General features: G+C 42.4%; 18 protein-coding genes. 12 read left to right on the top strand and 6 right to left on the bottom strand.

Annotated features, from left to right (window positions below):
• Window position 1: 1 nt before the first annotated feature.
• The 8 genes from EL144_RS00670 (at window position 2) to mnmA (ending at window position 7344) form a co-directional block, all read left to right on the top strand.
• Complete coding sequence (locus tag EL144_RS00670) at window positions 2-1237, top strand: NADH:ubiquinone reductase (Na(+)-transporting) subunit B (RefSeq protein ID WP_005702836.1); 1236 nt, start codon at window positions 2-4, stop codon at window positions 1235-1237.
• Window positions 1230-2015: a Na(+)-translocating NADH-quinone reductase subunit C gene (locus tag EL144_RS00665; protein WP_005702835.1), complete on the top strand. Its 786-nt coding sequence runs from the start codon at window positions 1230-1232 to the stop codon at window positions 2013-2015. Before EL144_RS00670 ends, EL144_RS00665 begins: the two co-directional genes overlap by 8 nt.
• Complete coding sequence (locus EL144_RS00660) at window positions 2015-2644, top strand: NADH:ubiquinone reductase (Na(+)-transporting) subunit D (RefSeq protein ID WP_005702834.1); 630 nt, start codon at window positions 2015-2017, stop codon at window positions 2642-2644. Before EL144_RS00665 ends, EL144_RS00660 begins: the two co-directional genes overlap by 1 nt.
• Window positions 2645-2647: 3 nt before the next feature.
• Entirely contained in the window at window positions 2648-3244 is a 597-nt protein-coding gene (nqrE, locus tag EL144_RS00655) for an NADH:ubiquinone reductase (Na(+)-transporting) subunit E (RefSeq protein WP_005542957.1), read from the top strand.
• A gap of 11 nt (window positions 3245-3255) precedes the next feature.
• Entirely contained in the window at window positions 3256-4491 is a 1236-nt protein-coding gene (gene nqrF / locus EL144_RS00650; protein ID WP_005702832.1) for an NADH:ubiquinone reductase (Na(+)-transporting) subunit F, read from the top strand.
• A 150-nt stretch (window positions 4492-4641) separates the two neighbouring features.
• Window positions 4642-5730, top strand: coding sequence for an FAD:protein FMN transferase (locus EL144_RS00645; protein ID WP_005702831.1), 1089 nt, complete (start codon window positions 4642-4644; stop codon window positions 5728-5730).
• Between the two features lie 81 nt (window positions 5731-5811).
• Entirely contained in the window at window positions 5812-6069 is a 258-nt protein-coding gene (gene nqrM, locus EL144_RS00640; protein ID WP_005702257.1) for a (Na+)-NQR maturation NqrM, read from the top strand.
• Between the two features lie 120 nt (window positions 6070-6189).
• Window positions 6190-7344 carry a tRNA 2-thiouridine(34) synthase MnmA gene (mnmA, locus tag EL144_RS00635; RefSeq protein WP_005702829.1) on the top strand — a complete coding sequence of 385 codons (1155 nt, stop codon included), beginning with the start codon at window positions 6190-6192 and terminating at the stop codon, window positions 7342-7344.
• A 105-nt stretch (window positions 7345-7449) separates the two neighbouring features.
• Here the strand turns inward: mnmA and EL144_RS00630 are convergent, their stop codons facing one another.
• The gene (locus EL144_RS00630; RefSeq protein ID WP_005702828.1) at window positions 7450-8094 is read right to left on the bottom strand and encodes a hypothetical protein; all 645 of its coding nucleotides are present in this window, start codon (window positions 8092-8094) and stop codon (window positions 7450-7452) included.
• 208 nt (window positions 8095-8302) lie between these two features.
• Here EL144_RS00630 and pckA point away from each other — a divergent pair, with 208 nt between their 5' ends.
• Window positions 8303-9919 carry a phosphoenolpyruvate carboxykinase (ATP) gene (gene pckA, locus EL144_RS00625; protein ID WP_005702827.1) on the top strand — a complete coding sequence of 539 codons (1617 nt, stop codon included), beginning with the start codon at window positions 8303-8305 and terminating at the stop codon, window positions 9917-9919.
• 68 nt (window positions 9920-9987) lie between these two features.
• On the opposite strand, the gene EL144_RS00620 is transcribed toward pckA, so the two are convergent.
• From EL144_RS00620 to EL144_RS00600, 5 genes are read right to left on the bottom strand one after another with little or no spacing between them, the layout of a single operon-like run.
• Complete coding sequence (locus EL144_RS00620; protein ID WP_005702826.1) at window positions 9988-11535, bottom strand: Ppx/GppA phosphatase family protein; 1548 nt, start codon at window positions 11533-11535, stop codon at window positions 9988-9990.
• Window positions 11536-11555: 20 nt separating this feature from the next.
• Window positions 11556-15440 carry an autotransporter assembly complex protein TamB gene (gene tamB, locus EL144_RS00615; protein WP_050332622.1) on the bottom strand — a complete coding sequence of 1295 codons (3885 nt, stop codon included), beginning with the start codon at window positions 15438-15440 and terminating at the stop codon, window positions 11556-11558.
• Window positions 15441-15461: 21 nt separating this feature from the next.
• Entirely contained in the window at window positions 15462-17321 is a 1860-nt protein-coding gene (tamA, locus tag EL144_RS00610) for an autotransporter assembly complex protein TamA (protein ID WP_005702824.1), read from the bottom strand.
• A 59-nt stretch (window positions 17322-17380) separates the two neighbouring features.
• Window positions 17381-18010, bottom strand: coding sequence for a two-component system response regulator NarL (gene narL / locus EL144_RS00605; protein WP_005702823.1), 630 nt, complete (start codon window positions 18008-18010; stop codon window positions 17381-17383).
• Window positions 18011-18019: 9 nt separating this feature from the next.
• Window positions 18020-20521, bottom strand: a complete 2502-nt coding sequence (locus tag EL144_RS00600) for a class I adenylate cyclase (protein WP_005702822.1) — start codon at window positions 20519-20521, stop codon at window positions 18020-18022.
• A 152-nt stretch (window positions 20522-20673) separates the two neighbouring features.
• Between EL144_RS00600 and hemC the strand changes: the two genes are divergently transcribed.
• Genes hemC through EL144_RS00585 form a run of 3 tightly spaced genes read left to right on the top strand, consistent with a single transcriptional unit; the run spans window position 20674 to window position 23776 of the window.
• Complete coding sequence (hemC, locus tag EL144_RS00595) at window positions 20674-21600, top strand: hydroxymethylbilane synthase (protein WP_005702820.1); 927 nt, start codon at window positions 20674-20676, stop codon at window positions 21598-21600.
• A gap of 15 nt (window positions 21601-21615) precedes the next feature.
• Entirely contained in the window at window positions 21616-22359 is a 744-nt protein-coding gene (locus tag EL144_RS00590; protein WP_005702819.1) for a uroporphyrinogen-III synthase, read from the top strand.
• Window positions 22360-22390: 31 nt separating this feature from the next.
• Complete coding sequence (locus tag EL144_RS00585; RefSeq protein ID WP_005702818.1) at window positions 22391-23776, top strand: uroporphyrinogen-III C-methyltransferase; 1386 nt, start codon at window positions 22391-22393, stop codon at window positions 23774-23776.
• Window positions 23777-23787 lie beyond the last annotated feature (11 nt).

Below are 23787 nucleotides of genomic sequence, written 5' to 3'. Positions count from 1 at the left end.
AATGGGTTTGAAAAATCTTTTTGAAAAAATGGAACCCGCGTTTTTACCGGGCGGTAAATACAGCAAGCTTTATCCGATCTTTGAATCGATTTATACCTTGCTTTATACACCGGGTACGGTAACCCACAAAAACACGCATGTTCGTGATGCGTTAGACTCAAAACGTATGATGATCACTGTTTTCCTTGCATTGTTCCCTGCAATTTTTTATGGCATGTACAATGTGGGTAGCCAAGCAATTCCTGCGTTAAATCAATTAGGTAATTTAGATCAGCTGATTTCAAGCAATTGGCATTATGCGTTGGCAAATGGTTTAGGGTTAGATTTAACTTTAAATGCAGGCTGGGGTAGTAAAATGGCACTTGGTGCAATTTTCTTCTTACCAATTTACTTAGTGGTATTTACCGTATGTACGATGTGGGAACTATTATTCTCGGTTGTGCGTGGTCACGAAGTGAATGAAGGGATGTTCGTTTCTACGATTTTATTTGCCTTAATCGTTCCACCAACATTGCCATTATGGCAAGCGGCACTTGGTATCAGCTTTGGTATCGTTGTTGCAAAAGAAATCTTTGGTGGTGTAGGCCGTAACTTTATGAACCCTGCGCTTGCTGGCCGTGCATTTTTATTCTTTGCTTATCCGGCACAAATTTCCGGTGACTTAGTATGGACTGCAGCAGATGGTTTCTCCGGAGCAACTGCACTTTCACAATGGTCACAAGGCGGCCAAGACGCATTGCAGCATACTGTAACCGGTCAATCAATTTCTTGGATGGATGCCTTCATTGGTAATATTCCGGGTTCAATGGGGGAAGTGTCAACCTTAGCAATTTTAATTGGTGGTGCGATTATTGTGTTCACCCGTATTGCGGCATGGCGCATTATCGCGGGTGTTATGATCGGTATGATTGCAACTTCAACATTGTTTAATTTAATCGGTTCAGAAACTAACCATATGTTTTCAATGCCTTGGTATTGGCACCTTGTATTAGGTGGTTTTGCATTAGGTATGGTGTTTATGGCAACAGATCCTGTTTCAGCCTCATTCACTAACACCGGTAAATGGTGGTATGGTGCATTGATCGGTGTCATGGCGGTGTTAATTCGTACCATCAACCCGGCTTATCCTGAAGGGATGATGTTAGCGATTTTATTTGCAAACTTATTTGCACCGATTTTCGATTACATCGTGGTTCAGGCAAATATCAAACGTCGGAGAGCAAGAACAAATGGCTAAATTTAATAAAGATAGCGTAAATGGCACCGTAACCGTTGTTGTGTTATTGAGTCTGGTTTGTTCTATTGTGGTTTCAGGTGCCGCCGTTGCCCTTAAATCAAAACAGGATGAACAAAAAGCCCTTGACGTTCAACGCAATATTTTAACTGTTGCCGGTTTAATGAAAGAAGATAACGCTTCCGTTATCAAAGAGACTTACAACAAATTTATCGAGCCTCGTTTGGTGGATTTACAAAGCGGTGATTTCGTTCAGGCAACAAAAGAAGAAGCCGAAAAGTTTGATCCGAAAGCGGCGATAAAAGACACCGCTCTTAGTCAGCCGATTCCTGCTGACCAGGATAAAGCAGGCTTAAAAGTGCGGGCGAAACAGGCCGTGGTTTATTTGGTAAAAGATGAGCAAGGTACGGTAAACCAAGTAGTATTGCCGATGTATGGTCGCGGCTTATGGTCCACCATGTATGGTTTTGTTTCCGTCGCGCCAGATGCCAATACCATTAAAGGTATTACCTATTATGACCAAGGTGAAACCGCCGGTCTTGGCGGTGAAATTGCCAATCCGCGCTGGCAGGCATTTTTCGTTGATAAAAAACTGTTTGATGACAATCAAAATGTGGCGATTCGTATTGCCAAAAACGCCTCTTCCGACAAAGAACATGGCATTGACGCGTTATCCGGTGCAACTTTGACTTCAAACGGCGTACAAGGCTCATTTGATTATTGGTTTAGTCAAAACGGTTTTGGTCCATTCTTAGCAAAATTTAAAGCGGGGGCAAGATAATGGCTGATGCAAAAAGCAATTTAAGAGCACTTTTGCTTGATCCAATTGCGAAAAACAACCCGATTGCACTACAAATCTTAGGAATTTGTTCCGCATTAGCGGTGACCACCCAATTACAAACGGCGTTAGTCATGGCAATGGCGGTATGTTTGGTAACCGGTTTTTCCAGCATGTTCATTGCAATGATTCGTAACTATATTCCGAATAGTATTCGTATCATTGTGCAATTGGCGATTATCGCGTCGTTGGTAATTTTGGTTGACCAAGTGTTAAAAGCCTTTGCTTACGGTTTATCCAAACAATTATCGGTATTCGTCGGTTTGATTATCACCAACTGTATCGTCATGGGGCGTGCAGAAGCTTTCGCTATGAAATCCCGTCCATTAGAGAGTTTTGTTGACGGTATCGGTAACGGTTTAGGTTACGGCGCTATTCTCTTAATTGTGGCGACTTTGCGTGAGTTAATCGGCTCAGGTCGTTTGTTCGGTTTCCCGATATTACAAACGATTCAGGATGGTGGTTGGTATCAACCGAACGGTTTATTCCTTCTTGCACCGAGTGCGTTCTTTATCATTGGCTTCGTGATCTGGGGCGTAAGAACGTGGAAACCTGAGCAACAGGAGAAATAATCAGTGGAACATTATATTAGCCTATTTGTGAAGGCGATCTTCATTGAAAACATGGCACTTTCCTTCTTTTTGGGAATGTGCACTTTCCTTGCTGTATCTAAGAAGGTGTCAACAGCGTTTGGCTTGGGCATTGCTGTCGTTGTTGTGCTTGGCATTGCGGTTCCTGCAAACCAATTCGTATACGAGCATGTCCTAAAAGAAAGTGCTTTAGTTGAAGGGGTGGATTTATCCTTCTTAAACTTCATCACGTTTATTGGGATTATCGCCGGTCTGGTTCAATTACTTGAAATGACCTTAGATAAATTCTTTCCGGCATTATATAACGCACTGGGGATCTTCTTACCGCTTATCGCCGTAAACTGTGCGATCTTCGGTGGCGTATCCTTTGCCATCCAGCGTGAATATACTTTCGCCGAATCTGCCGTATATGGTATCGGTGCAGGGTTAGGTTGGATGTTGGCGATTGTTGCATTAGCGGGCTTAACTGAGAAAATGAAATATTCTGATGTACCGGCAGGTTTACGCGGTTTAGGGATTACATTCATCTCCGCAGGCTTAATGGCGCTCGGCTTTATGTCATTCTCAGGTATTCAGTTATAAGGAGTGCATAAATGAGCGAAACTACAATTCTTTTACTTGGTGTTGCAGCCTTTACAGCTATTGTTTTAGTGCTTGTTGCAATCATCTTGTTTGCGAAATCCAAATTGGTGGACTCCGGCGACATTACCATTAAGATTAATGATGACCCGAGCAAAGCTATCACTTTGCCGGCCGGCGGTAAGTTACTCGGCGCACTTGCCGGCAAGGGTATCTTCGTATCTTCCGCTTGTGGCGGCGGTGGTTCCTGCGGTCAATGTGTAGTACGGGTAAAAAGCGGTGGCGGCGAAATTTTACCGACCGAGCTTTCCCACATCACCAAACGTGAAGCCAAAGAAGGCTATCGTCTTTCTTGCCAAGTGAACGTGAAAGGCAATATGGATATTGAATTGCCGGAAGAAATCTTCGGTGTGAAAAAATGGGAATGCACCGTCATTTCCAACGATAACAAAGCGACTTTCATTAAAGAGCTTAAATTGGCGATTCCGGAAGGAGAAGAAGTGCCGTTCCGTGCCGGTGGTTATATCCAAATTGAAGCAGAACCACACACGGTTTACTATAAAGACTTCGATATTCCGCAAGAGTATCACGAAGACTGGAATAAATATGATCTGTGGCGTTATGTATCAAAAGTGGACGAGCATATTATCCGCGCTTATTCCATGGCGTCTTATCCGGAAGAAAAAGGCATTATCATGCTGAACGTGCGTATTGCAACGCCTCCTCCACGTCAACCTGATGCGCCTCCGGGACAAATGTCCTCTTATATTTGGTCTTTAAAACCAGGTGATAAAGTGATTATTTCCGGTCCGTTCGGTGAATTCTTCGCGAAAGAAACCGATGCCGAAATGGTCTTTATCGGTGGTGGTGCAGGTATGGCACCAATGCGTTCACACATCTTCGACCAATTAAAACGTTTACACTCTAAACGTAAAATGTCCTTCTGGTACGGTGCCCGTTCTAAGCGTGAAATGTTCTATGTAGAAGATTTTGATACATTGCAAGCGGAAAATCCGAATTTCCAATGGCATGTGGCATTATCCGATCCATTGCCGGAAGACAACTGGACAGGCTACACCGGCTTTATTCACAATGTGCTTTATGAAAACTATCTGAAAAATCACGAAGCACCGGAAGATTGTGAATACTATATGTGCGGACCTCCGGTGATGAACGCTGCGGTAATCAAAATGTTGAAAGACCTTGGTGTTGAAGATGAAAACATCTTGTTAGATGACTTCGGCGGCTAACGCCTTGCAGTTTAAAAACACCGTAAAAAATGACCGCACTTTGTATGGAGTGCGGTCGAAATTTACAGCGTTTTTCATATTGATTCATCACACGCAAACCAATTTAAACCGTTGGTTTGCGTGTGATCCATCTAATATCAGGAAAGTATTATGAACATAAAACAACCTCTCGTTCGCGGATTCGCACTTGCTGCCATGGCATTGGCACTGATGGCCTGCGATAAACCGAATCCGTCACAACAAGCGGACACACAACAAGCCACGGCAGCAAAAAATGAAATTGTTTCCCTCACCGGTAAAACCATGGGGACAACCTACCACGTCAAATATTCAAACAACGGCGAAGTCTCAATGGCGTCGCAACAGGCACATGAACAAATCGAACTGATCTTGAAGGATGTGAATGCGAAAATGTCCACTTACATCAAAGATTCCGAGCTCAGCCGTTTTAATCAAAATACGCAAATTAACACACCTATTGAAATTTCGGCGGATCTTGCCAAAGTGGTTAAAGAAGCCATTCGGTTAAATCAGGTGACGCAGGGTGCCTTGGATATTACAGTCGGGCCGGTAGTGAATCTTTGGGGGTTCGGTCCGGAAAAGCGGGTGGATAAACGGCCGACATCAGCACAAATTGCCGAACGTCAGGCATGGGTGGGCATTGATAAGTTGTCACTTACTGAAGAGGGCGGTAAGTTTTTCCTGGCAAAAGCCGTACCGCAACTTTATGTGGATCTTTCTTCTATCGCCAAAGGTTTTGGGGTGGATCAAGTGGCCGATTATTTAGAAAGTATTCATGTGAAAAACTACATGGTAGAAATCGGCGGTGAGATTCGTACTAAGGGAAAAAATGCCGAAAATAAACTGTGGCAAATCGCTATTGAACGTCCGACTTTTGACGGCCAGCAAGCCGCTCAACAGATCATTGGTTTAAATAATGTGGCAATGGCAACCTCAGGCGATTATCGTAATTATTTTGAACAAGACGGCGTGCGTTTTTCCCATGAAATTGATCCGAATACGGGCTATCCGATTCAGCACGCATTGGCATCGATTACCGTGTTAGCGCCAAGCTCTATGACTGCTGACGGGCTTTCCACCGGTTTATTTGTATTAGGCGAGCAGAAAGCTTTAGCGGTGGCTGAGCAGGAAAAATTGCCGATCTTTATGATTATTAAGGACAGCAAGGGCTATCGTACAGAAATGTCTACTGAGTTTAAAAAACTATTGGAACAATAAACACCAGAAAAAACAACCGCACTTTAATCGAGTTTTTAGCCATAAAGTGCGGTGAAATTTTTCACTATTTATGGAGTGATTATGAAATTATTTTTAGTAACTTTCGGAGTTTTTATTCTGATTATCTTAGCCATGGCATTGGGGTACATTGTTAAGCGTCAAGCCCTCAAAGGCAGTTGCGGAGGTTTATCTTCCCTAGGCATTGCAAAGGCCTGCGACTGTGACAAGCCTTGCGATACGCTCCAAGAAAAATTGGATGCAGGCGATGAAAATGCGAAGGCGGAATATGAACAGAAGTTCGCCAATAAAGCGCAGAGCCAATTTTACGAAGTGAAATAATTCACTAAAAACCAACCGCACTTTGTGCAACTATCTTAATTTATGGGGCGGAAGCTATTCCGCCATTTTTCAATCATTATCACCAATGTGCTTCGCCTTAACCGAAGTTACGGGAGACTTATGTTAATTTCAAATACTTATAATCAACACTTTGCAAAATTAAGTGCTGAACAACTTGCCCAAAATGCCACTAAAAAAGTGATTTGTGGCATGTCCGGCGGGGTAGATTCCTCCGTGTCTGCTTTTATTCTTCAACAACAAGGCTACCAAGTGGAAGGCTTGTTTATGAAGAATTGGGAAGAGGATGACGACACCGATTATTGTACAGCCGCCGCGGATTTAGCGGACGCGCAGGCCGTGTGCGACAAGCTCGGGATTAAGTTGCATAAAATCAATTTTGCGGCAGAGTATTGGGATAATGTGTTTGAGCATTTCCTTAACGAATATAAGGCCGGGCGTACTCCGAATCCGGATATTCTGTGTAACAAAGAAATTAAATTTAAAGCCTTTTTAGAATACGCAGCGGAAGATTTAGGCGCGAACTATATCGCTACCGGGCATTATGTTCGTCGCCACGGCGCAGATGACAACGCACAATTATTGCGTGGTTTGGATACCAACAAAGATCAAAGCTATTTTTTATACACATTGAGCAGTAAGCAGGTGGGACAAAGTCTGTTTCCAGTGGGCGATATTGAAAAACCGATTGTACGCGCCATTGCCGAGGATTTAGGCTTGGTAACGGCGAAGAAGAAGGATTCTACCGGTATTTGTTTTATCGGCGAACGCAAGTTTAAGGATTTCTTAGCGCGCTATTTGCCGGCGCAACCGGGCAACATTCGCACAGTAGATGGTGATATTATCGGTCGCCATGATGGTTTGATGTATCACACGTTGGGGCAACGTAAAGGCTTGGGCATCGGCGGTGTAAAAGGCGCAAGCGAAGACGCTTGGTATGTGGTGGAAAAAGATCTGGTGAATAATGAATTGATTGTAGCGCAAGGCCATGATCATTCGGCTTTACTTTCTACCGGCTTAATCGCACAACAATTGCATTGGGTCGATCGTCAACCGATTCGTGAACCGTTGCGTTGTACGGTGAAAACCCGTTATCGCCAAACGGATGTGCCTTGCGTCATTGAACCCATTGACGATGAAAGTATCAAAGTCATTTTTGATGAACCGCAAATTGCGGTCACGCCGGGACAATCTGCCGTGTTCTATTTGAATGAAGTTTGTCTTGGCGGCGGCATTATTGAACAGCAATTAAAATAACAAGATTGGAATTAAAGTGCGGTCAGAAAAACATTTGTTTTTTCCACCGCACTTTTTGCAACAAAAAGCCACCCGGAAAGGTGGCTTTATTTTTTTGTGGAAATCTTATTTTTTGACAAACTCGCTAAATGTCAGCTCGTATTCATCGCCGTCACGATTATAGGAAATAAAACGTGGGAATTTTTCTCCTTCATGTTTTTTCACCACAATGTCTTTATTGCCAGTTTTAAACTGATAGGTAATTTCGGTAACGTCCTGTTTGTTATATTTAATCTGCTTTTTGGTTGTGTTTAGCGCAACATTCTCCATTGGATAGAGTTTTTTGCCATTGGTGATTTGGAAGCTGTTCGGCAGTTTGTCGTAATAACTGAGTTGGAACGCGACAGTAAATAAATCGTAGGTTGGCAAGGTGAGAGGTTCGGTTTTTAAGCCATCTTTCACTTTGCCGTATTCAATTTGGCGATTGGCAATTTTTGCTTCTGCATAAGGTTTGTCATTGCGCATGTCTTTATAACTTAACATATTGAAAAAATTGCTACTTTGTGCGCCTCTGGAGGTGAACTGAATGTTGTATAACGGCACATTAATGTTAGCTTTAATCGTATACTCAAAGCCATCTGACTGAAAATGAACATAGGCGGGCATTAAATAATTAGAGCTGTATTTGATATTTAAGTCTGCCGGATCGGCAGCCCAAACACCGGGAATGTAAAATAAGACGGCCAATAAAATGGCTTTTATTGATTTCATGTTGTTCCTTTTGGGTTGGTATAGTGAGTTGTGTTACTTAGAACGGGTCAAAAATGATAAGTTCCCGTGGAAAGTGCGGTCATAATTTACCTTAAAATGCAAAAAAAAATAAAGTAATGTTCAAATATTTGATCAAGATAACAGTTTTTAGGTAGAAGTTTTTATAGAATGGGAACAGTCTTTGTTTTTAACACTAAAGAGGTGATCTATGACTGACTTAAGTAAAGTTATTAAAGAGCTTGAAGCACTTGGTATTCACGATGTTAAAGAAGTTGTTTATAACCCAAGTTATGAACAATTATTTGAAGAAGAAACCAAACCTGGCTTAGAAGGTTTTGAAAAAGGTACTTTGACCACAACCGGCGCCGTCGCTGTTGATACCGGCATCTTTACTGGTCGTTCACCGAAAGATAAGTATATTGTGTTAGATGATACTACCAAAAATACTGTTTGGTGGACTTCCGATGCAGCGAAAAACGATAATAAACCAATGACCCAAGAAACTTGGGCTAGCTTGAAAGGTCTTGTAACTAAACAACTTTCCAACAAACGTCTATTCGTAATTGATGGTTTCTGTGGCGCCAGTGAAAAAGACCGTATTGCCGTGCGTATCGTAACTGAAGTAGCGTGGCAAGCGCATTTTGTGAAAAATATGTTTATTCGTCCAATCGAAGCTGAATTAAAAGATTTCAAACCAAGCTTCGTGGTAATGAATGGGTCTAAATGCACCAACCCGAATTGGAAAGAACAAGGTTTGAACTCTGAAAACTTTGTGGCATTCAACTTAACCGAACGTGTTCAGTTAATCGGTGGTACTTGGTATGGCGGCGAAATGAAGAAAGGTATGTTCTCTATGATGAACTACTTCCTACCGTTAAAAGGCGTAGGTGCAATGCACTGTTCTGCTAACGTAGGTAAAGATGGCGATGTTGCAGTATTCTTTGGTTTGTCCGGTACTGGTAAAACCACGCTTTCTACCGATCCGAAACGTCAATTAATCGGTGACGATGAACACGGTTGGGATGATGTAGGTATCTTCAACTTTGAAGGTGGTTGCTACGCGAAAACCATTCACCTTTCTGAAGAAAATGAACCGGATATTTATCGCGCAATCCGTCGTGATGCATTATTAGAAAACGTAGTTGTTCGTGCAGACGGTTCTGTTGATTTCGATGACGGTTCAAAAACTGAAAACACCCGTGTGTCCTATCCGATTTATCATATTGATAACATCGTAAAACCGGTTTCCCGTGCAGGTCACGCAACTAAAGTGATTTTCTTAACTGCAGATGCATTTGGCGTATTGCCACCGGTTTCTAAATTAACACCGGAACAAACTAAGTACTACTTCTTATCAGGCTTTACTGCAAAATTAGCGGGTACAGAACGTGGTATCACCGAACCAACACCAACTTTCTCAGCTTGTTTTGGTGCAGCATTCTTAACTTTACACCCAACTCAATATGCAGAAGTGTTGGTTAAACGTATGCAAGCGGCAGGTGCAGAAGCTTACTTGGTGAACACCGGTTGGAACGGTACGGGTAAACGTATCTCTATTAAAGATACCCGTGGTATTATCGACGCGATCTTAGACGGTTCTATCGAAAAAGCTGAAATGGGCGAGTTACCAATCTTTGATTTAGCGATTCCAAAAGCTTTACCGGGCGTAGACCCTGCGATTTTAGATCCTCGTGACACCTACGCAGACAAAGCGCAATGGGAAGCTAAAGCGAAAGATCTTGCAGGTCGTTTCGTGAAGAACTTCGAAAAATATGCAACAAATGCAGAAGGTAAAGCATTAATTGCGGCTGGTCCTAAAGCGTAATTAGCAACGTTAAAAACACATAATAAATAGACCGCACTTTAATAAAGTGCGGTCATTTTTTTAATGTTTTACAGTGCGGATAAACTCAGATCCAACGTTTGTAAGAAGCGATTTTCAAACGCCAATTCGTTTTTGATTAACGGATTATGTTGCAAATAATTTTCCGTAAATTGTAACGTCCAATGGTGCAAAGTGCGGTCGATTTTTAAGGTGATTTTCTCCGTCTTTTCTGTAGCCTGGCGGGAGCGGTTGAGGATAATAGCCAAGCGTAAAATCCGAATTAGCGCCAACACATCTTGTTCCTGATAACGGGAGAATTTGAACATCTCCGGCAATTTAAAATTCCCCATGTGATAACGTACTAACGTGGAGAGAAGGCGATGTTGTTCGTTGTCGTAACCCGGTAACTCCGTATTATATAAAATATAAGCGGAGTGTTTTTGCAGATTTTTGTGGTTGATGACAATGCCCACTTCATGCAAACGTGCTGCCCAAAAGAGGACGTCTTGCATTTCATCGATGAGCTCTGGACTTTGCCAGTGGTGATATTGCCCAAATAATAAAGCAGCTGTTTTATATACTCGTTCTGCCTGCGCCTGGTCGATATTAAATTGTTCTGCCAATCCTAATGCGGTACGCTCGCGAATGTTATTCACCTGAAAATTCTTTTCCAAGCTATACATGACGCCTTCACGCAGTGCACCATCAGAATAACGCATTTTTTCGATTTGAAAATTTTCAAATATAGCTCTTAAAATCGCTAAGCCGGGAACAAACACATCGGCACGATCATGGTTTAAACCGCTAAATTTCAATTGATCAAAATGAGAAAACAGTAAAGTTTGTTGAATGAGTTGATCCAGTCGAGCAGCTGTAATGATACCGTTAGGATCAATATTTTCACAGATGACTTGATGTACGGTTTTGATAGTTCCTGATGAGCCAAGTACCGACTGCCAGCCTAAGTTGCGATATTCCCATGCCAGATCTTCGATTTTATTAAGTGCACTTTGTTTGGCTAGATGGAAATTTTCTTCGGAAATCTCTCCGTTAGGGAAGAATTTCTTAGCAAAACTCACACAGCCTATGTGGCGACTTTCATAAATTAAAGGGGTGAAATTATCACCGATAATCATCTCAGAGGATCCGCCGCCAATATCAATGACAAATTTCCTTCCCATCTCTGGCTGAGTATGACAAACGCCGGCATAAATGGTTTTGGCTTCGGTTTTGCCGCTAATGATATTAATAGGATAGGGAAAAACATTGGCGGCTTGACGTAAAAATTCCTCGTTATTAATGGCGCGACGTAGCGTGTAAGTCCCAACTACGCTGACATTAGCCGCCGGGAAACCTTGTAAACGTTCGGCAAACAATGCCAAGCAATTTACCCCACGCTCAATGGCCGCTTGGCTTAACACTTGATGCTCATCCAATCCTTCCGCCAATTGTACTTTTTGCTTAAGTCGTGATAGCACTTGTAGCGTGCCGTTAACGATGCGAGCAACAATCATGTGAAAGCTGTTGGAACCAAGATCAATCGCGGCAATTTCGCGTACCTCGCCCCGTCGGGCGTGCAGTTCGTTGGCTTTGCTAAGTAATTTTTCGTTATTCATAATTCGGAAATTTTTATTTGCTAAAATTCAAACTGATAGAGTAAGTCAAAAGCCTGATTAACACCTGAGACGGATTGTACATAAAGTTGTGGCAACAAGCGATAACGCAATGTTACTTCGGCTAAGCCGTCAAATAGCCCAACGCCGTATTTCACTTGCAAACGTGGAGTAATACTGCCGCTCACCACTACTTTTGAGCTATCGCCAACCCCTTGTGTACCGAGGTTAAGGTCTTTGATACCGAATGCTTTGCCAATGCCACCGACGACATTACCTGTTTTTGCCAATCCCATACCTAATAGCGCGGCACCTACGGAACCACTAGAAGTTGAATCACTGCTGTTTTCTAAGGAACGACCGGTTAAAATGTAGGAAAGTGCCTGATCTTGTGGCATTCCAGGTTCGGAGAAAATAGTCACACTTGGTGCTGTGGCAATGCCGGTCACTTTTATTCCAGCGGTAATGCTACTGTCTTCCATAGCTTCCGGATTACGAATGGCTTCAATGTTTAAAGATGGTTGTGATGGTTGTCCTACAAAACTGATTAATCCTTTGCGAATTAATAAATCTTGACCAAAAGAAGCATAGTGACCATTTTTCAAATTAACTTCACCATATAACCCTAAATTGCCCTTTTCTTGCTGAACGGATAATAAACCGTGCAGATGGGTTTTTAAGCCGTAAGCGTTCAGGCTCACATCATCGCCAATCTTGATTTTTAGATCCGATCTGATTTCCATGCCGCCCTTCGTTTCTGAAGGGATGGTTTGAGGCAATTTTCTTGGCGTATTGCCGTCTAAAATAACCTCATCGGAACTCACTGCTACTGCGCTGTCAGGTAAGGCTTCAATCGCAATTCGAGCCCATGGAATATCCACGTTACCGGATAATTCTAATAATTTCGGTGAGGCGCTGATTTCCACATCCGGACTGATTTTTAATCTCGCCATGGACGGAATATTCACCTTAAATTGATCCGCTTGGGCGTGCAGGCGGGTGTACCAATCATTGATATTTTTCCAGTTGGCATCGCCACTAAGATTGAGTCGGCTATCTTCCGTTTGTAAGTAACCTTTTAAGGTAGAGCTGGTGCCGGCAAAGTGTAATGCCAGTTCGCTGTCTTTAATATCAAACGGCAGGGAATGAATTTGGGCTGTGAGTTTATTTAAATTGATGCTTCCATTTAAGGTTGGTGCATTCAGGTTACCGCCTAATGTCAGGTTGGTTTTGAGTTCGCCGTTGACTTTTTCATCATTGGCCAGCAATTGATTGGCGAGGCTTAAATCTAGGTTGTGAATATGAAAGGAACCACCTAATTTACGTCCATTGGGGATATCTTGTAATGTTAAATCAGTGCTGATTTTGCCTTGGTTTTGAACGTTCACTTCTGATTTGAGAGCCAAGTTATTATTGGTTAAATTTCCGTTAAGGCTTATTTGCGGAAAATCTAATTTGATTGTGCGACGATCCAGTTTTTGAGTAAGGGAGAGATGATTCCCCTTCAGTTGTAATTCCGCCGACAGCGGCTTATTGCTAAACCAAGCCACGCGTCCTTTGCCGGTCAAATTCCCTGTGAGTAGCTCCTGCACCAAGATTTTATTCACTAACGCGAAGTCAAAACGTTTGATTTCAAATGGTACATCGCCGTTGACGCCCACTTTGAAGGCGTGCGGGAAACAGACATCCGTGTTGCTGTGAATCCAGCAGTGGGCGGAGATTGCCGTTTCCGTTGTTTTATTATCAAAGGTTACCGCAACATTATGATTTGTTTGGAAATTGCCAAATTCCGATTTAATCATGAATTGGCTTAAGGTGCCTTGCCAACGCTGTAAAGTGCGGTCAAAATTTCCGGTTAAATTGAGGTTTGCGGCTAGCGGATCTCCATCGGAAATCAGTTGTAGTGAATGTTTTTGCTCATCCCCTGTGGCAGAAAGTTTGACTTGGTTGACATTAATATCGTTATAGTTAAAACCATTTAGGTGAATATCCAACTGACCTTTAATGCGCTCCGCACCGTTGATTTGTCCTTTTACTACGGCTTGATTCAAATGCATGTGCTGAAAAGCAATCTGATTGCCGATGAGATCTACATAAATCAAAGGGTGAGTGATATCGCCGTTTAATTTTATTTTACCGCTGAATCCTGCAGATAAATCCGCCCACAACCCGCGTAAATTCGGGGCGTTAATATTCAAAGTGAAATCTGATTGTTTACCGATAGCCCCTTGCGCATTAATCTTATTTTCACCATAAGTTAATGATAACTTAGGGATATTTAAACCTTGTTGGTCATCGGCGGTTAAGTCTCCTCGCAAGGTGAGTGGACGTTGTGCAAGCGTGCCTTGAATGTCTAATTGCGGTACGGCCACCTGCCAACCGCGTTGATTGGCTTTGCCTTGTGAGCTTAATTGGCCGGATAGCACTGCCGGGAAGGCCGATAAATAAGTGCCGAGATTCATTTTGGCTAATTGTAGGTGACTGTCCCACTCCACCCCATCGCGCCAATTGACATCGCCTTTAAGTTCGGCTGAACCATCTAACGCGTTGAGTTTCAAATGATTTATTTCAATGTTGGATAAATGGCCGACAGCCTGTAAATCAAGACTGTTGACAGGAATACCCATGCCACTGACAGCGCCGTTTAACTGAATTTGAGAGGCTAATAGATCGCCGTTTATGGCTAAATTAACGCCTTTTATTTTTAACGGATCTTTTCCTTCAAACGGATATTGCCCACGAGCAATGGCTAATTTCAAGTTTAACGGCGTTTTTGGGGTGGCAAGTTGGGTCTCTACATGGAGTTCAGCATCTAACACGCCTTGAGTTTGAAACAAAAGTGCGGTCTGTTTTTTTAGCATTCCTGACAGTTCTAAATTCACTTTCGTTGCCGTCAACAACACCGCATTATTCTGTTTTAAGGTTTGCAAATCGGCGTTGAGCTTCAGTTGTAGCGGAAAGTCTTCTTGAAGCTGTAGTTGCCCGTTTGCCTGTACATCGCCGAGCGAACTTTTCACATCAAATGTCTGCAATTGCACCTTATCGTCGGTAGCATCCGCCAAGAGTTCTGCGGAGGTGACTTGAATCTCTAATTCACTTTCGCCTTTTGTGTTAAGGGCTTGGTATTGCCAATTTTTGCCGTGAATACCTTGAATATGCATATCAAAAGGCAACTCGATTTGTCCTAAATCGGTAAGAAGCGGTTGGCTAAGGGTTTGTTCTAAGCTTACCCAATCAATGGGTTTGTTTGATCTCGCTTGGGGTTGCGGCTTGGTTTCGTTTTCTGTGTTATCACCGGTTGCGCTGATAAAAGCAAAATCGTGAATGTTTGTCGGTGCCAACGTTAAACCGGTTTCATTATTCAGAGACGCAGCTGTTTGAAAGGTACCCAAGGTCATTTTATGCTTATCAATGATTAGGCTCAGATCGTGAATAGCAAGCTGATGAATGGCTATGCCGATAGGCAGTTGAATCCGCTTCATCGGTGCATTTTCAGTGTTCAGCTTGTCTTCCGAGGGGGGCAATGAAGCTGTGTCAATTTGAATGGTAGGTTGTTGTAAGGTGACATCGTCAATACAAAGATCCAAATGCCATAAACAGCTTAGTTGCATTTGTAGGCGGGCTGCTGTCACTTGTGTGTTCATACCGGCCGTATGGAAACGGAGATTCTTTAGCACCAACCCTTCGCTCAAATTCCCCTCTATCTGTTCAATAGAAAGTTCATCAAACAGGGCATCGGTCCATTGGATGAGTTTATGTTGTCCGCTTTGCGTAGCGAGCAGACCAAGTAGCGTAAAAACGGGCAAAAAAATGACCGCACTTATGATGCATATAACACGACGCCAAAGGGATTTTTTCTTTGTTTTTGGTTTTTCGGTTTGAGATGCTTGTTCCGTATGTTCTGTCATTGAGGTTATCCGTTTGCCTGTTTATATTTCGGCGCCAAGCCCGATATAAAATTGAATATTTTTACTGTTGTCTTTATCGTGCACTGGCGTGGCAATATCAAATTTAATTGCTCCGACAGGCGATGCCCAACGCACACCAACACCGGTGCCATAACGTAATTCGTTCGGATTAAAAGAATTAGCCGCCAACCCGCTATCTACAAATGTGGCCAGCCACCAATCTTGATAAACCTGATATTGATATTCGACGGAGCCGGTAAGTAAGCGTGAACCACCGATGAGCTTGCCGTTGCGATCTTTCGGTGAGATTTTTTTGTATCCGTAGCCGCGCACACTACGATCGCCGCCAGCAAAGAAACGCAAGGCGGGTGGAATGCGGTGGATATTGGCGGTGTTCAGTATGCCGACCTCTAAACGGGTCAGAAAACGGTGGTTTTGCGCGTAGGTTCGAATCCAGGCAGTAGAACCTTGAATTTTGAAAAAATCCACGTCCGATAACCAAAGTTTACGCCCTAAATCTACAGTAATCCGTTGCGAGTCTCCCCAGTCAGGAAACGCGCCGCCGCGTAAACGAGTACGGGTTAAAGATGCCGTTGGGTAGAGCAGTAAAGTTTTGTCGGAAATATCCGCTTGCGTAAAGGAATCATGACGCACCCGTAAACCGAGAGAATATTGCCAGCCGGTAGGGTGGTTCCAATAACGCAGGGCCGCGAAAGTCGAGGCTGTGGTTTTGGTGTCATTTTTATTTTCATTTTCGAAACCTGCTGAATATTCATAATAATAATTCAACGGGTTTTTTAACAACGGTTGTTTGTAAGTTAATTCAATGGTTTGTTTCGGTGAAGAAAGATAAATATTGCTTCTAACGCTATGCCCGCGATCGTTAATCCAAGGTTTTGTCCAACTCCATTGTAGGCGAGGGCCAACATCAGTGGAGTAGCCTATCCCGACACTCATAATATTTTTTTTGCGCGGATACAGTAGCACGTCTAAATCAACTGTTTTGGTTTCCTCTTTGAGGTGGGGTTGCAATAACACAGAACTAAACCAGTTTGTGGAAGAATAGTTGTTGTTGAGTGTAGAAAGATCATTCAATAAATAATCTTCACCGGGTTTAATATTCAACATATTGCGCAAATATTCTTCACGAATTTGCGCGTGCAGGAAGTTAATTTGACCGTAATGATAACGTTTGTGGCTATCAAAATTGAGTTTCCACCATGCTTGATAAATGGAAGGCATGACTTCTAATCGCGAATTGATAAATTCCGCATCGAAATAACCTCGGGTTAAGGCTAATTGCTGGAGCTTACTTTTATAATCGTCGTAGGTTTCGTGATTAAGAATGGTGCCGGCTTTTGGGACTTGTGTTTCTAATTTGGTAAATTCGGGATCACCTTTGGCGTCACCTTCAATAACGACATCGGTGGCAGCAATTCGGACGGGTTTGCCGACATTCACATGGGCAATCAGTTGTGGTTTATTGGGCTTAGTACGATTTTTTAATGTAAAGCTGACAGTGTTTTCATAATAACCAAAGGCACGTAAGCCTTTATTCACTGCCTGACGAACTAACTCTTGATAGTGTTCTGAACCGTCTCTTTCTTCTTTTTCAATGGCATCTACATAAATACGTACATTTTCATCGAGTTTTTTGTCTTTGATGCCGTTAATTTGCAAATCTACACCATGCTCGGCCCATGCCAACGGTTGCCAAAAGAGACAACAGAATAAAATTGTACGAACTAACCAATCTGTTATTTTATTGCCTGATTGCTTCATATTTACCCCAAAATTAAACGTTTGTAGTGTACCTTTTAGGCTAAGGCCCTGCAATGTAAAGTGCGGTGGATTTTCAAAAAATTTCTTGAGGTCGGTCAAGGTGTATCTTCAAAAAAATAGCCGGCAGAAAACCGGCTATTTTTCGATGGAAAAGGGCGTTACCCGTTTTTATGTTCAAAATACAACACAGTGGCAGCCACGCGGGAATGTACGTTGAGTTTGCGTAATAGATTGCGGATATGTACTTTTACGGTTTCTTCCGAAATGAATAATTGACCGGCGATTTGTTTATTGGATAGACCAGTAGCGATTAAACGTAGCACATCCATTTCACGATCCGTTAAGGAATAAATCGGCTCTTGGGAAGATTGACGTTCAATCAGTAAGTTTTTAATGGAGTCGCTTAAAATCACTTCGCCTTGTGCGATGCGTTTAAGCTGGGAAAGCAAAGTGTCGGGTTCGGTGTCTTTTAATAAATAACCGTCGGCACCGGCATCAATTAAGGTGAAAATGTCACTTTTAGCGTCAGATACGGTTAAGATCACAATTCGCGCATCCACGCCTTCGGCTCTTAGGGCTTTTAGCGTGTCTAAGCCGGACAACCCTTTCATATTCAGATCTAAAATAATGAGATCAGGCGAGGTTTTTAATGCCAAGTTGATGCCTTCACTGCCATTTCCTGCACCACCTACTACTTCAAAACCTTCTTCCAATTCAACAAGTTGTTTGATTCCTCGACGCATTAACGGATGATCGTCAATAATTAATACTTTTAATTTATCAGTCATGTGAACCCCTTAAGCTAAGGCTAGGCGACTATGGAACGGCACGATAGTGATCCCGTCTTTTGTCGTTAATAGTTGGTAAAATTGTGGATAATTGAAATCACGTTGTACGATTTTATACGGATTCTCATTTTCATCCAAGCCTGAAGATTGATAAATTCGGTTAATTTCGTGAATTTTTTTATCTTTCGTGCCATCACAGTTGCGATAAACCTCGATACGATTCAGCTCATCTAAAATGTACACATTGAAGCTACCATTCGGATTATCTTCAAAGAAGAATTGCAAGAACCCCTCGCTGGCAAACATATCGATTTCATGAGGGTATTTATGGTGTTTCACCATAGCCGGGTAAGTGGCATTCACTTTATAGTTAAGTGCGGTGTCAAGTTGTCTCGTTTTAGGGAGTTCGGCATTGTGAATTTCTTGCAGACTGATGCCGCGCTCTTCAAAGAAGAATTGCCAGTTTTTTCCCGCAACACGCAATAAATTATTTTTTGGTGGCTGGGTGGCACCGATTTGAATACTGATACATTTATTGATTAAGGTAGTCACAATACGACGCAAGGCGCGACGATAATAACGACTGTAACAAAATACCTGCACCAGTTTCGGCAATGGCGCTCCTCGATAAATTTTGTTAGAAAGCACTTTTAATGCCAACAAAATGGCATTTGGTCCTTCAAAATGTAATGTCCGGACTTCGTTCCAGACATTGCGATAAGTGAGATCAATGCTACCGACCAAACTTTCTTCATTCGGCCCGAAACTGAATAAGTCACTGGATTGAATACTCGGCTTAATTTCCGTTAAATGCCGGGTCGGATCTTGGGTCAAATTAATGATGACTGCGAGACTACGAATTTCGCAAGGATGGCTGAGATCGGAGTTACTGGCGAGTGGTGCTTCAATAGGGAAAGTCAAGCGTAGGTCAGTGACAAACTGACGTAGGGTCTTGAGTTCGACATTTTCACTGGCAATAAACAGCTCAGTATTGGCGGTCAGTAGGCGGTTGAAATAAGCCCAAGCCACTAATTTATTTAGACTTTCGTTATATTCCGTATAACGTGAACGGCTAAAACCACGAATATCCGGTGTTTGGTTAATCACATACCAACCGTCTTTAAATTGATGGTTATTGTGCACTTCAATAAAGGTGAGATGACGTTCTGATAAATCCACTGCAAGCTGCGGATTGAGCAACGTGACTTTACCCGGCAATTCTTCAAACGCAGTATAAAGTTTACGGGTTAATATGCTCATATCTTGCGGCATAATGCTAACATTTACCTGATGTTTGCGGGCAAAATTCACTAAATTGCGATAGCTCAACATCAAGAACTTAATCAAGTCATTATGCATTTTCTTGGTTTGTTTAATTTTCCAGTCTTGACGTTGATTTAATAACTCTAATTGTCCACAATTCCAGCCCCATTGTTGAGTGAGTTTGAGTAAGGCATCCAAACGCCAATTGCTTTTGCCCGGCTCCACTTCATTTTGATGGACTTTGATATAAAAACAACAACGCACGAAATCCAGTCGTTTATATTCTTTTTGGTTGGTTAAATAGGCTGTTACCCGTTGCAACATGGCCAAATAGGGATCAAATTCATGCTCCTCTTTTAGTTCACCATTCAGCAAGGCTTGCTTGAATTCGCGAGAAATCAAATAGGTGTTCGGATAACGCCAAGAATAGGTTTCCAATAACAAAATTTTGAGCAGGGATTTATAAGGATAATCAATCCCTTTGTATAACTGCCATAAGGTTGCACCAAAATATTCATTGGCAGACAATGTGCCTAAACCGCCGAAATCAACCCAATCGTTTAAATCTAGTTGTTGCGTTTGCGTTAAGCGTTCGATTTCCGCTTCGTAGTCAGCTTCATTTTCAATGAGTAAATGCAGCCATAATAACGGTTTACCCGCAAGGCGAATCACAGAACGGTAAAATTCATCAAGTAACAACATGTATTGTGCTGAACCACAGTTCTCGCTATCAATAGGATCGGAATAACGGAAGCAACGGAAACGTTTTTGATCCATCAAATAGAAATTAATTTCTACGTTAAACCGCTTTGCCCATTGTTGAATACATTCGGCCTTTTGTTGTAAGAGTTTGCGCGTTGACGGGCTCAAGTCTTCTCGATGACAAAGCCAAATGTCCAAATCAGATTGTGGCGTTTGGGCAATGGAAGCAATGCTGCCCATAACATAGACGCCAAGGATAGTTTCAGACTCGAAAGTACGGTGCTTTTTTAAAAAGTTTTTAATGTTTTCCGTATCGAGAATATGAGAAAGGTATTCCTGTTGGAATTTATTCGGACAGAAATTAGCAATCCCTGTTGGAGCATCAGGAACATAGCCAGGTAAATTCGGATGATTAAAATGGAGCAACAACGGGATGAGCTTGAAAACCTGTTGAAAGGATTCAGGTGTATCTGATAAAGCTCGCTGAATGCGCAACTTATCTAAATAGTCCACGCGTTTTTTAGCTTTATTGAGATCAAACTTCAAGTAACATCCTGTTTTTTTACGACGGTAATACTTAGTTGGCGCTTACTCTATCACCAGTGTAGATGGAAAGCAAAAAAATTAAATGGAAACTGACTTTTGGCGCTAACAGTGATAGGATAAGGCTCGTTAGATAAGATCAATATGTTGTTATTATGTTTGAAAAAACCTTGAAAATTGCCACCCGCCAAAGTCCGTTGGCGTTATGGCAAGCAAATTATGTGAAAGACCGTCTGCAACAGTTATATCCCGATTTAATCGTCGAATTGGTGCCAATGGTGACAAAAGGCGATGTCATTTTGGATTCACCGCTGGCAAAAATTGGTGGCAAAGGGTTATTTGTCAAAGAGTTAGAAAATGCCTTGTTAAATAAGGAAGCGGATATTGCTGTGCACTCCATGAAAGATGTACCGATGCAATTTCCCGAAGGGTTGGGGTTAGCAGTAATTTGCAAACGTGAAGATCCGCGTGATGCATTTGTTTCTAATTCTTACCGCACTTTTGCTGAGTTGCCGCAAGGTGCGGTGGTCGGAACATCGAGTTTGCGTCGTCAATGTCAATTGAAAGCTTTACGCCCTGATTTGGATATTCGTTCTTTGCGCGGCAATGTGGGGACGCGTTTAAGTAAGTTAGATAACGGCGATTATGACGCGATTATTTTAGCTTCTGCCGGCCTCATTCGTTTAGGTTTGGCAGATCGTATCGCGTCTTTTATTGAAGTCGAACAATCCTTACCCGCAGCCGGACAAGGTGCCGTTGGGATTGAATGTCGTACTGATGATGTTCAAGTGCAAAAATTGTTAGCGCCGTTAGCTGATGCGGAAACCACTTGTTGTGTGCTGGCGGAACGCGCCATGAATAATCATTTGCAGGGTGGTTGCCAAGTGCCGATTGGCGGTTATGCAGTGTTGCAACAGGAGCAATTGTATTTAAGAGCCTTAGTAGGTAATGTTGACGGCTCACAAATTATTCGGGCGGAAGGCAAAAGTGCGGTGAAAAATGCGGACGTTTTAGGTGTGCAAATTGCCGAACAGCTTTTGGCACAAGGTGCCGACAAAATTTTGCAGTCGATTTACTCATAGGTATTGGATGTAAGTATGGCCGTTTTGGTAACTCGTCCTGATGAACGCGGGCAACAGTTGGTTGATATGTTGGCAAAGGCCGGAGTGGTTGCCATTCATTTGCCCTTATTTAATATTGAAGCCGGCGCAGAACTGAATGGGTTACCGAACAAATTTGCACAATTGAAAGCAGGTGATTATGTGTTTGCTGTCTCGAAAAGTGCGGTGGATTTTGCCGACAAAGCGTTAAAAAACACCGGCTTTGTATGGCGTGATGATTTGCAATATTTCACAGTTGGGCAAGGTACGGCACAGCATTTTGCGATGATAACGACCTTAGCGGTGCATTATCCTATAACTCAAGAAAATAGTGAGGGTGTGTTACAACTTGCTGCAATGCAGAATTTACAAGGCAAAACGATATTAATTTTACGCGGTAACGGCGGACGTGAGTTACTCTCAGAACAAGCGCAACAACGCGGTGCTAACGTTGAGATTGTCGAATGTTATCGAAGAGAACCTATTGTTTATAATAGTACGGAGACCAGTCTTTGTAAGCGTGCCGGTGTTCAAACCATTGTGGCTACCAGCGCGGAAATCCTGACACAATTAGTGGATTTTGTACCACAAAATGAACATAATTGGTTAAAAAGTTGTCAACTTATTACAGTGAGTGAGAGAATTTCCCATTTGGCGCAGGCGTTAGGCTGGCAGAATGTGATTGTTTCACCTCGTGCGGATAATCAAACGTTATTACAAACTTTGCTACAATGTCGTTAAAGCAACATTTCTCTTTTAATAGGTAATCAATATGGCTAACAAGAAATCGAATCATCCGAAAAATAATGCGGAAATTGAACACAAAATTGACGTCAATGAGGATCTTGATTTAGCGAAACAAGACGCGACAGAAAATGAACAGGTTGAAATCAACGCAGAGGATAAACTAGCGACCATGCAACACGAAGAGAAAGAAAATACACATCCTTCAGGAGCCAAGGTTACACCGAAAGAAACCGTTATTGTGAAGAAAACCGGTTCCGCTTTGGGGTTGTTGGCCATTTTGATTGCTCTTGGGCTGGGCGGTGCCGGCTATTACTTCGGGCAACAACAAGTTGATGAAATGCAGCAAAAACTGACCGCACTTCAAACCCAACTTCAGCAAAAAAATGCCGTTGAGCCTATTAATTTGCCAAATTTTGATGCAGAAAAAAGCCAACTAGCGAAGTTAGCAGAATTTTCTCAAGTGGCGAGTGATCAAATCAGTGCATTGAATCAAGAATTGGCTGCTAAAGAACAACATTTATCCGCATTGCAACAACAAGTTCAGCGTTTAGCTAATCAAAGCAAAGCGGAGCAACCGAATGATTGGTTGCTTACCGAAGCAGATTTCTTATTGAACAATGCATTACGGAAATTAGTGTTGGATAACGATGTGGACACTAGTGTGTCACTGTTAAAAGTTGCTGATGAAACTCTGTCTAAAGTGTCACTACCTGCAGTGGCAGCGGTGCGTAGTGCTATTCATGCCGATTTAAAAAACTTGTTGTCGCTGAATAATGTGGATCAAAACGCTATCATGCAGCAGTTGTCTCAATTGGCGAATGATGTTGATGAATTGAATGTCCTCAATGTAAATTTTGATGAAGATCCAAGTCAAGACAAGCTCACAGATTCTTTAGATGACTGGAAAGAAAACGCAGAAAAAAGTGCGGTCTCTTTTTTAAATCATTTTATTCGTATCACACCGAAAAAGGTCGACAGCAAAGCGTTATTGGCGCCGAATCAAGATATTTACTTGCGGGAAAATATTCGCTTGCGTTTACAAATCGCCATTTTAGCCGTACCGCGCCAGCAAGATGATTTGTATAAACAGTCTTTAGAAACGGTGGCGTCTTGGATTCGTACTTATTTTGATACCAGCACGGAAGTAGCGCAAAACTTCCTGAAAAAACTGGATGAATTGGCGGAACAATCCATTTATGTGGATGTGCCGACACAATTAAGCAGTTTAAATGCATTAGATAAGTTGTTAGATAAACAGCCACAAGAAATACAAAGAATAACCCTTTCTGCCGATAAAGATTTAGATCCGGAAAATGCCACGCCGACAGAAAATAAAGACGAAAGTCATACGACGAAGGGAAATGATGTCAGCGCAGAACCTGCAACCCCTAACCAAGCCGAGCAACAATAGGAGAAATAGAC

The organism is Aggregatibacter aphrophilus ATCC 33389, assembly GCF_900636915.1.
Classification (GTDB): Bacteria; Pseudomonadota; Gammaproteobacteria; order Enterobacterales; family Pasteurellaceae; genus Aggregatibacter; species Aggregatibacter aphrophilus.
This window is presented reverse-complemented; position numbering and strand designations above follow the sequence as displayed.

What these genes read in the sequence shown, in the direction of transcription:
- EL144_RS00670 (WP_005702836.1), top strand. Translation starts at nt 2, where the DNA reads ATGGGTTTGAAAAATCTTTTTGAAAAAATGGAACCCGCGTTTTTACCG.
- EL144_RS00665 (WP_005702835.1), top strand. Translation starts at nt 1,230, where the DNA reads ATGGCTAAATTTAATAAAGATAGCGTAAATGGCACCGTAACCGTTGTT.
- EL144_RS00660 (WP_005702834.1), top strand. Translation starts at nt 2,015, where the DNA reads ATGGCTGATGCAAAAAGCAATTTAAGAGCACTTTTGCTTGATCCAATT.
- nqrF (WP_005702832.1), top strand. Translation starts at nt 3,256, where the DNA reads ATGAGCGAAACTACAATTCTTTTACTTGGTGTTGCAGCCTTTACAGCT.
- EL144_RS00645 (WP_005702831.1), top strand. Translation starts at nt 4,642, where the DNA reads ATGAACATAAAACAACCTCTCGTTCGCGGATTCGCACTTGCTGCCATG.
- nqrM (WP_005702257.1), top strand. Translation starts at nt 5,812, where the DNA reads ATGAAATTATTTTTAGTAACTTTCGGAGTTTTTATTCTGATTATCTTA.
- mnmA (WP_005702829.1), top strand. Translation starts at nt 6,190, where the DNA reads ATGTTAATTTCAAATACTTATAATCAACACTTTGCAAAATTAAGTGCT.
- EL144_RS00630 (WP_005702828.1), bottom strand. Translation starts at nt 8,094, where the DNA reads ATGAAATCAATAAAAGCCATTTTATTGGCCGTCTTATTTTACATTCCC.
- pckA (WP_005702827.1), top strand. Translation starts at nt 8,303, where the DNA reads ATGACTGACTTAAGTAAAGTTATTAAAGAGCTTGAAGCACTTGGTATT.
- EL144_RS00620 (WP_005702826.1), bottom strand. Translation starts at nt 11,535, where the DNA reads ATGAATAACGAAAAATTACTTAGCAAAGCCAACGAACTGCACGCCCGA.
- tamB (WP_050332622.1), bottom strand. Translation starts at nt 15,440, where the DNA reads ATGACAGAACATACGGAACAAGCATCTCAAACCGAAAAACCAAAAACA.
- narL (WP_005702823.1), bottom strand. Translation starts at nt 18,010, where the DNA reads ATGACTGATAAATTAAAAGTATTAATTATTGACGATCATCCGTTAATG.
- hemC (WP_005702820.1), top strand. Translation starts at nt 20,674, where the DNA reads ATGTTTGAAAAAACCTTGAAAATTGCCACCCGCCAAAGTCCGTTGGCG.
- EL144_RS00590 (WP_005702819.1), top strand. Translation starts at nt 21,616, where the DNA reads ATGGCCGTTTTGGTAACTCGTCCTGATGAACGCGGGCAACAGTTGGTT.
- EL144_RS00585 (WP_005702818.1), top strand. Translation starts at nt 22,391, where the DNA reads ATGGCTAACAAGAAATCGAATCATCCGAAAAATAATGCGGAAATTGAA.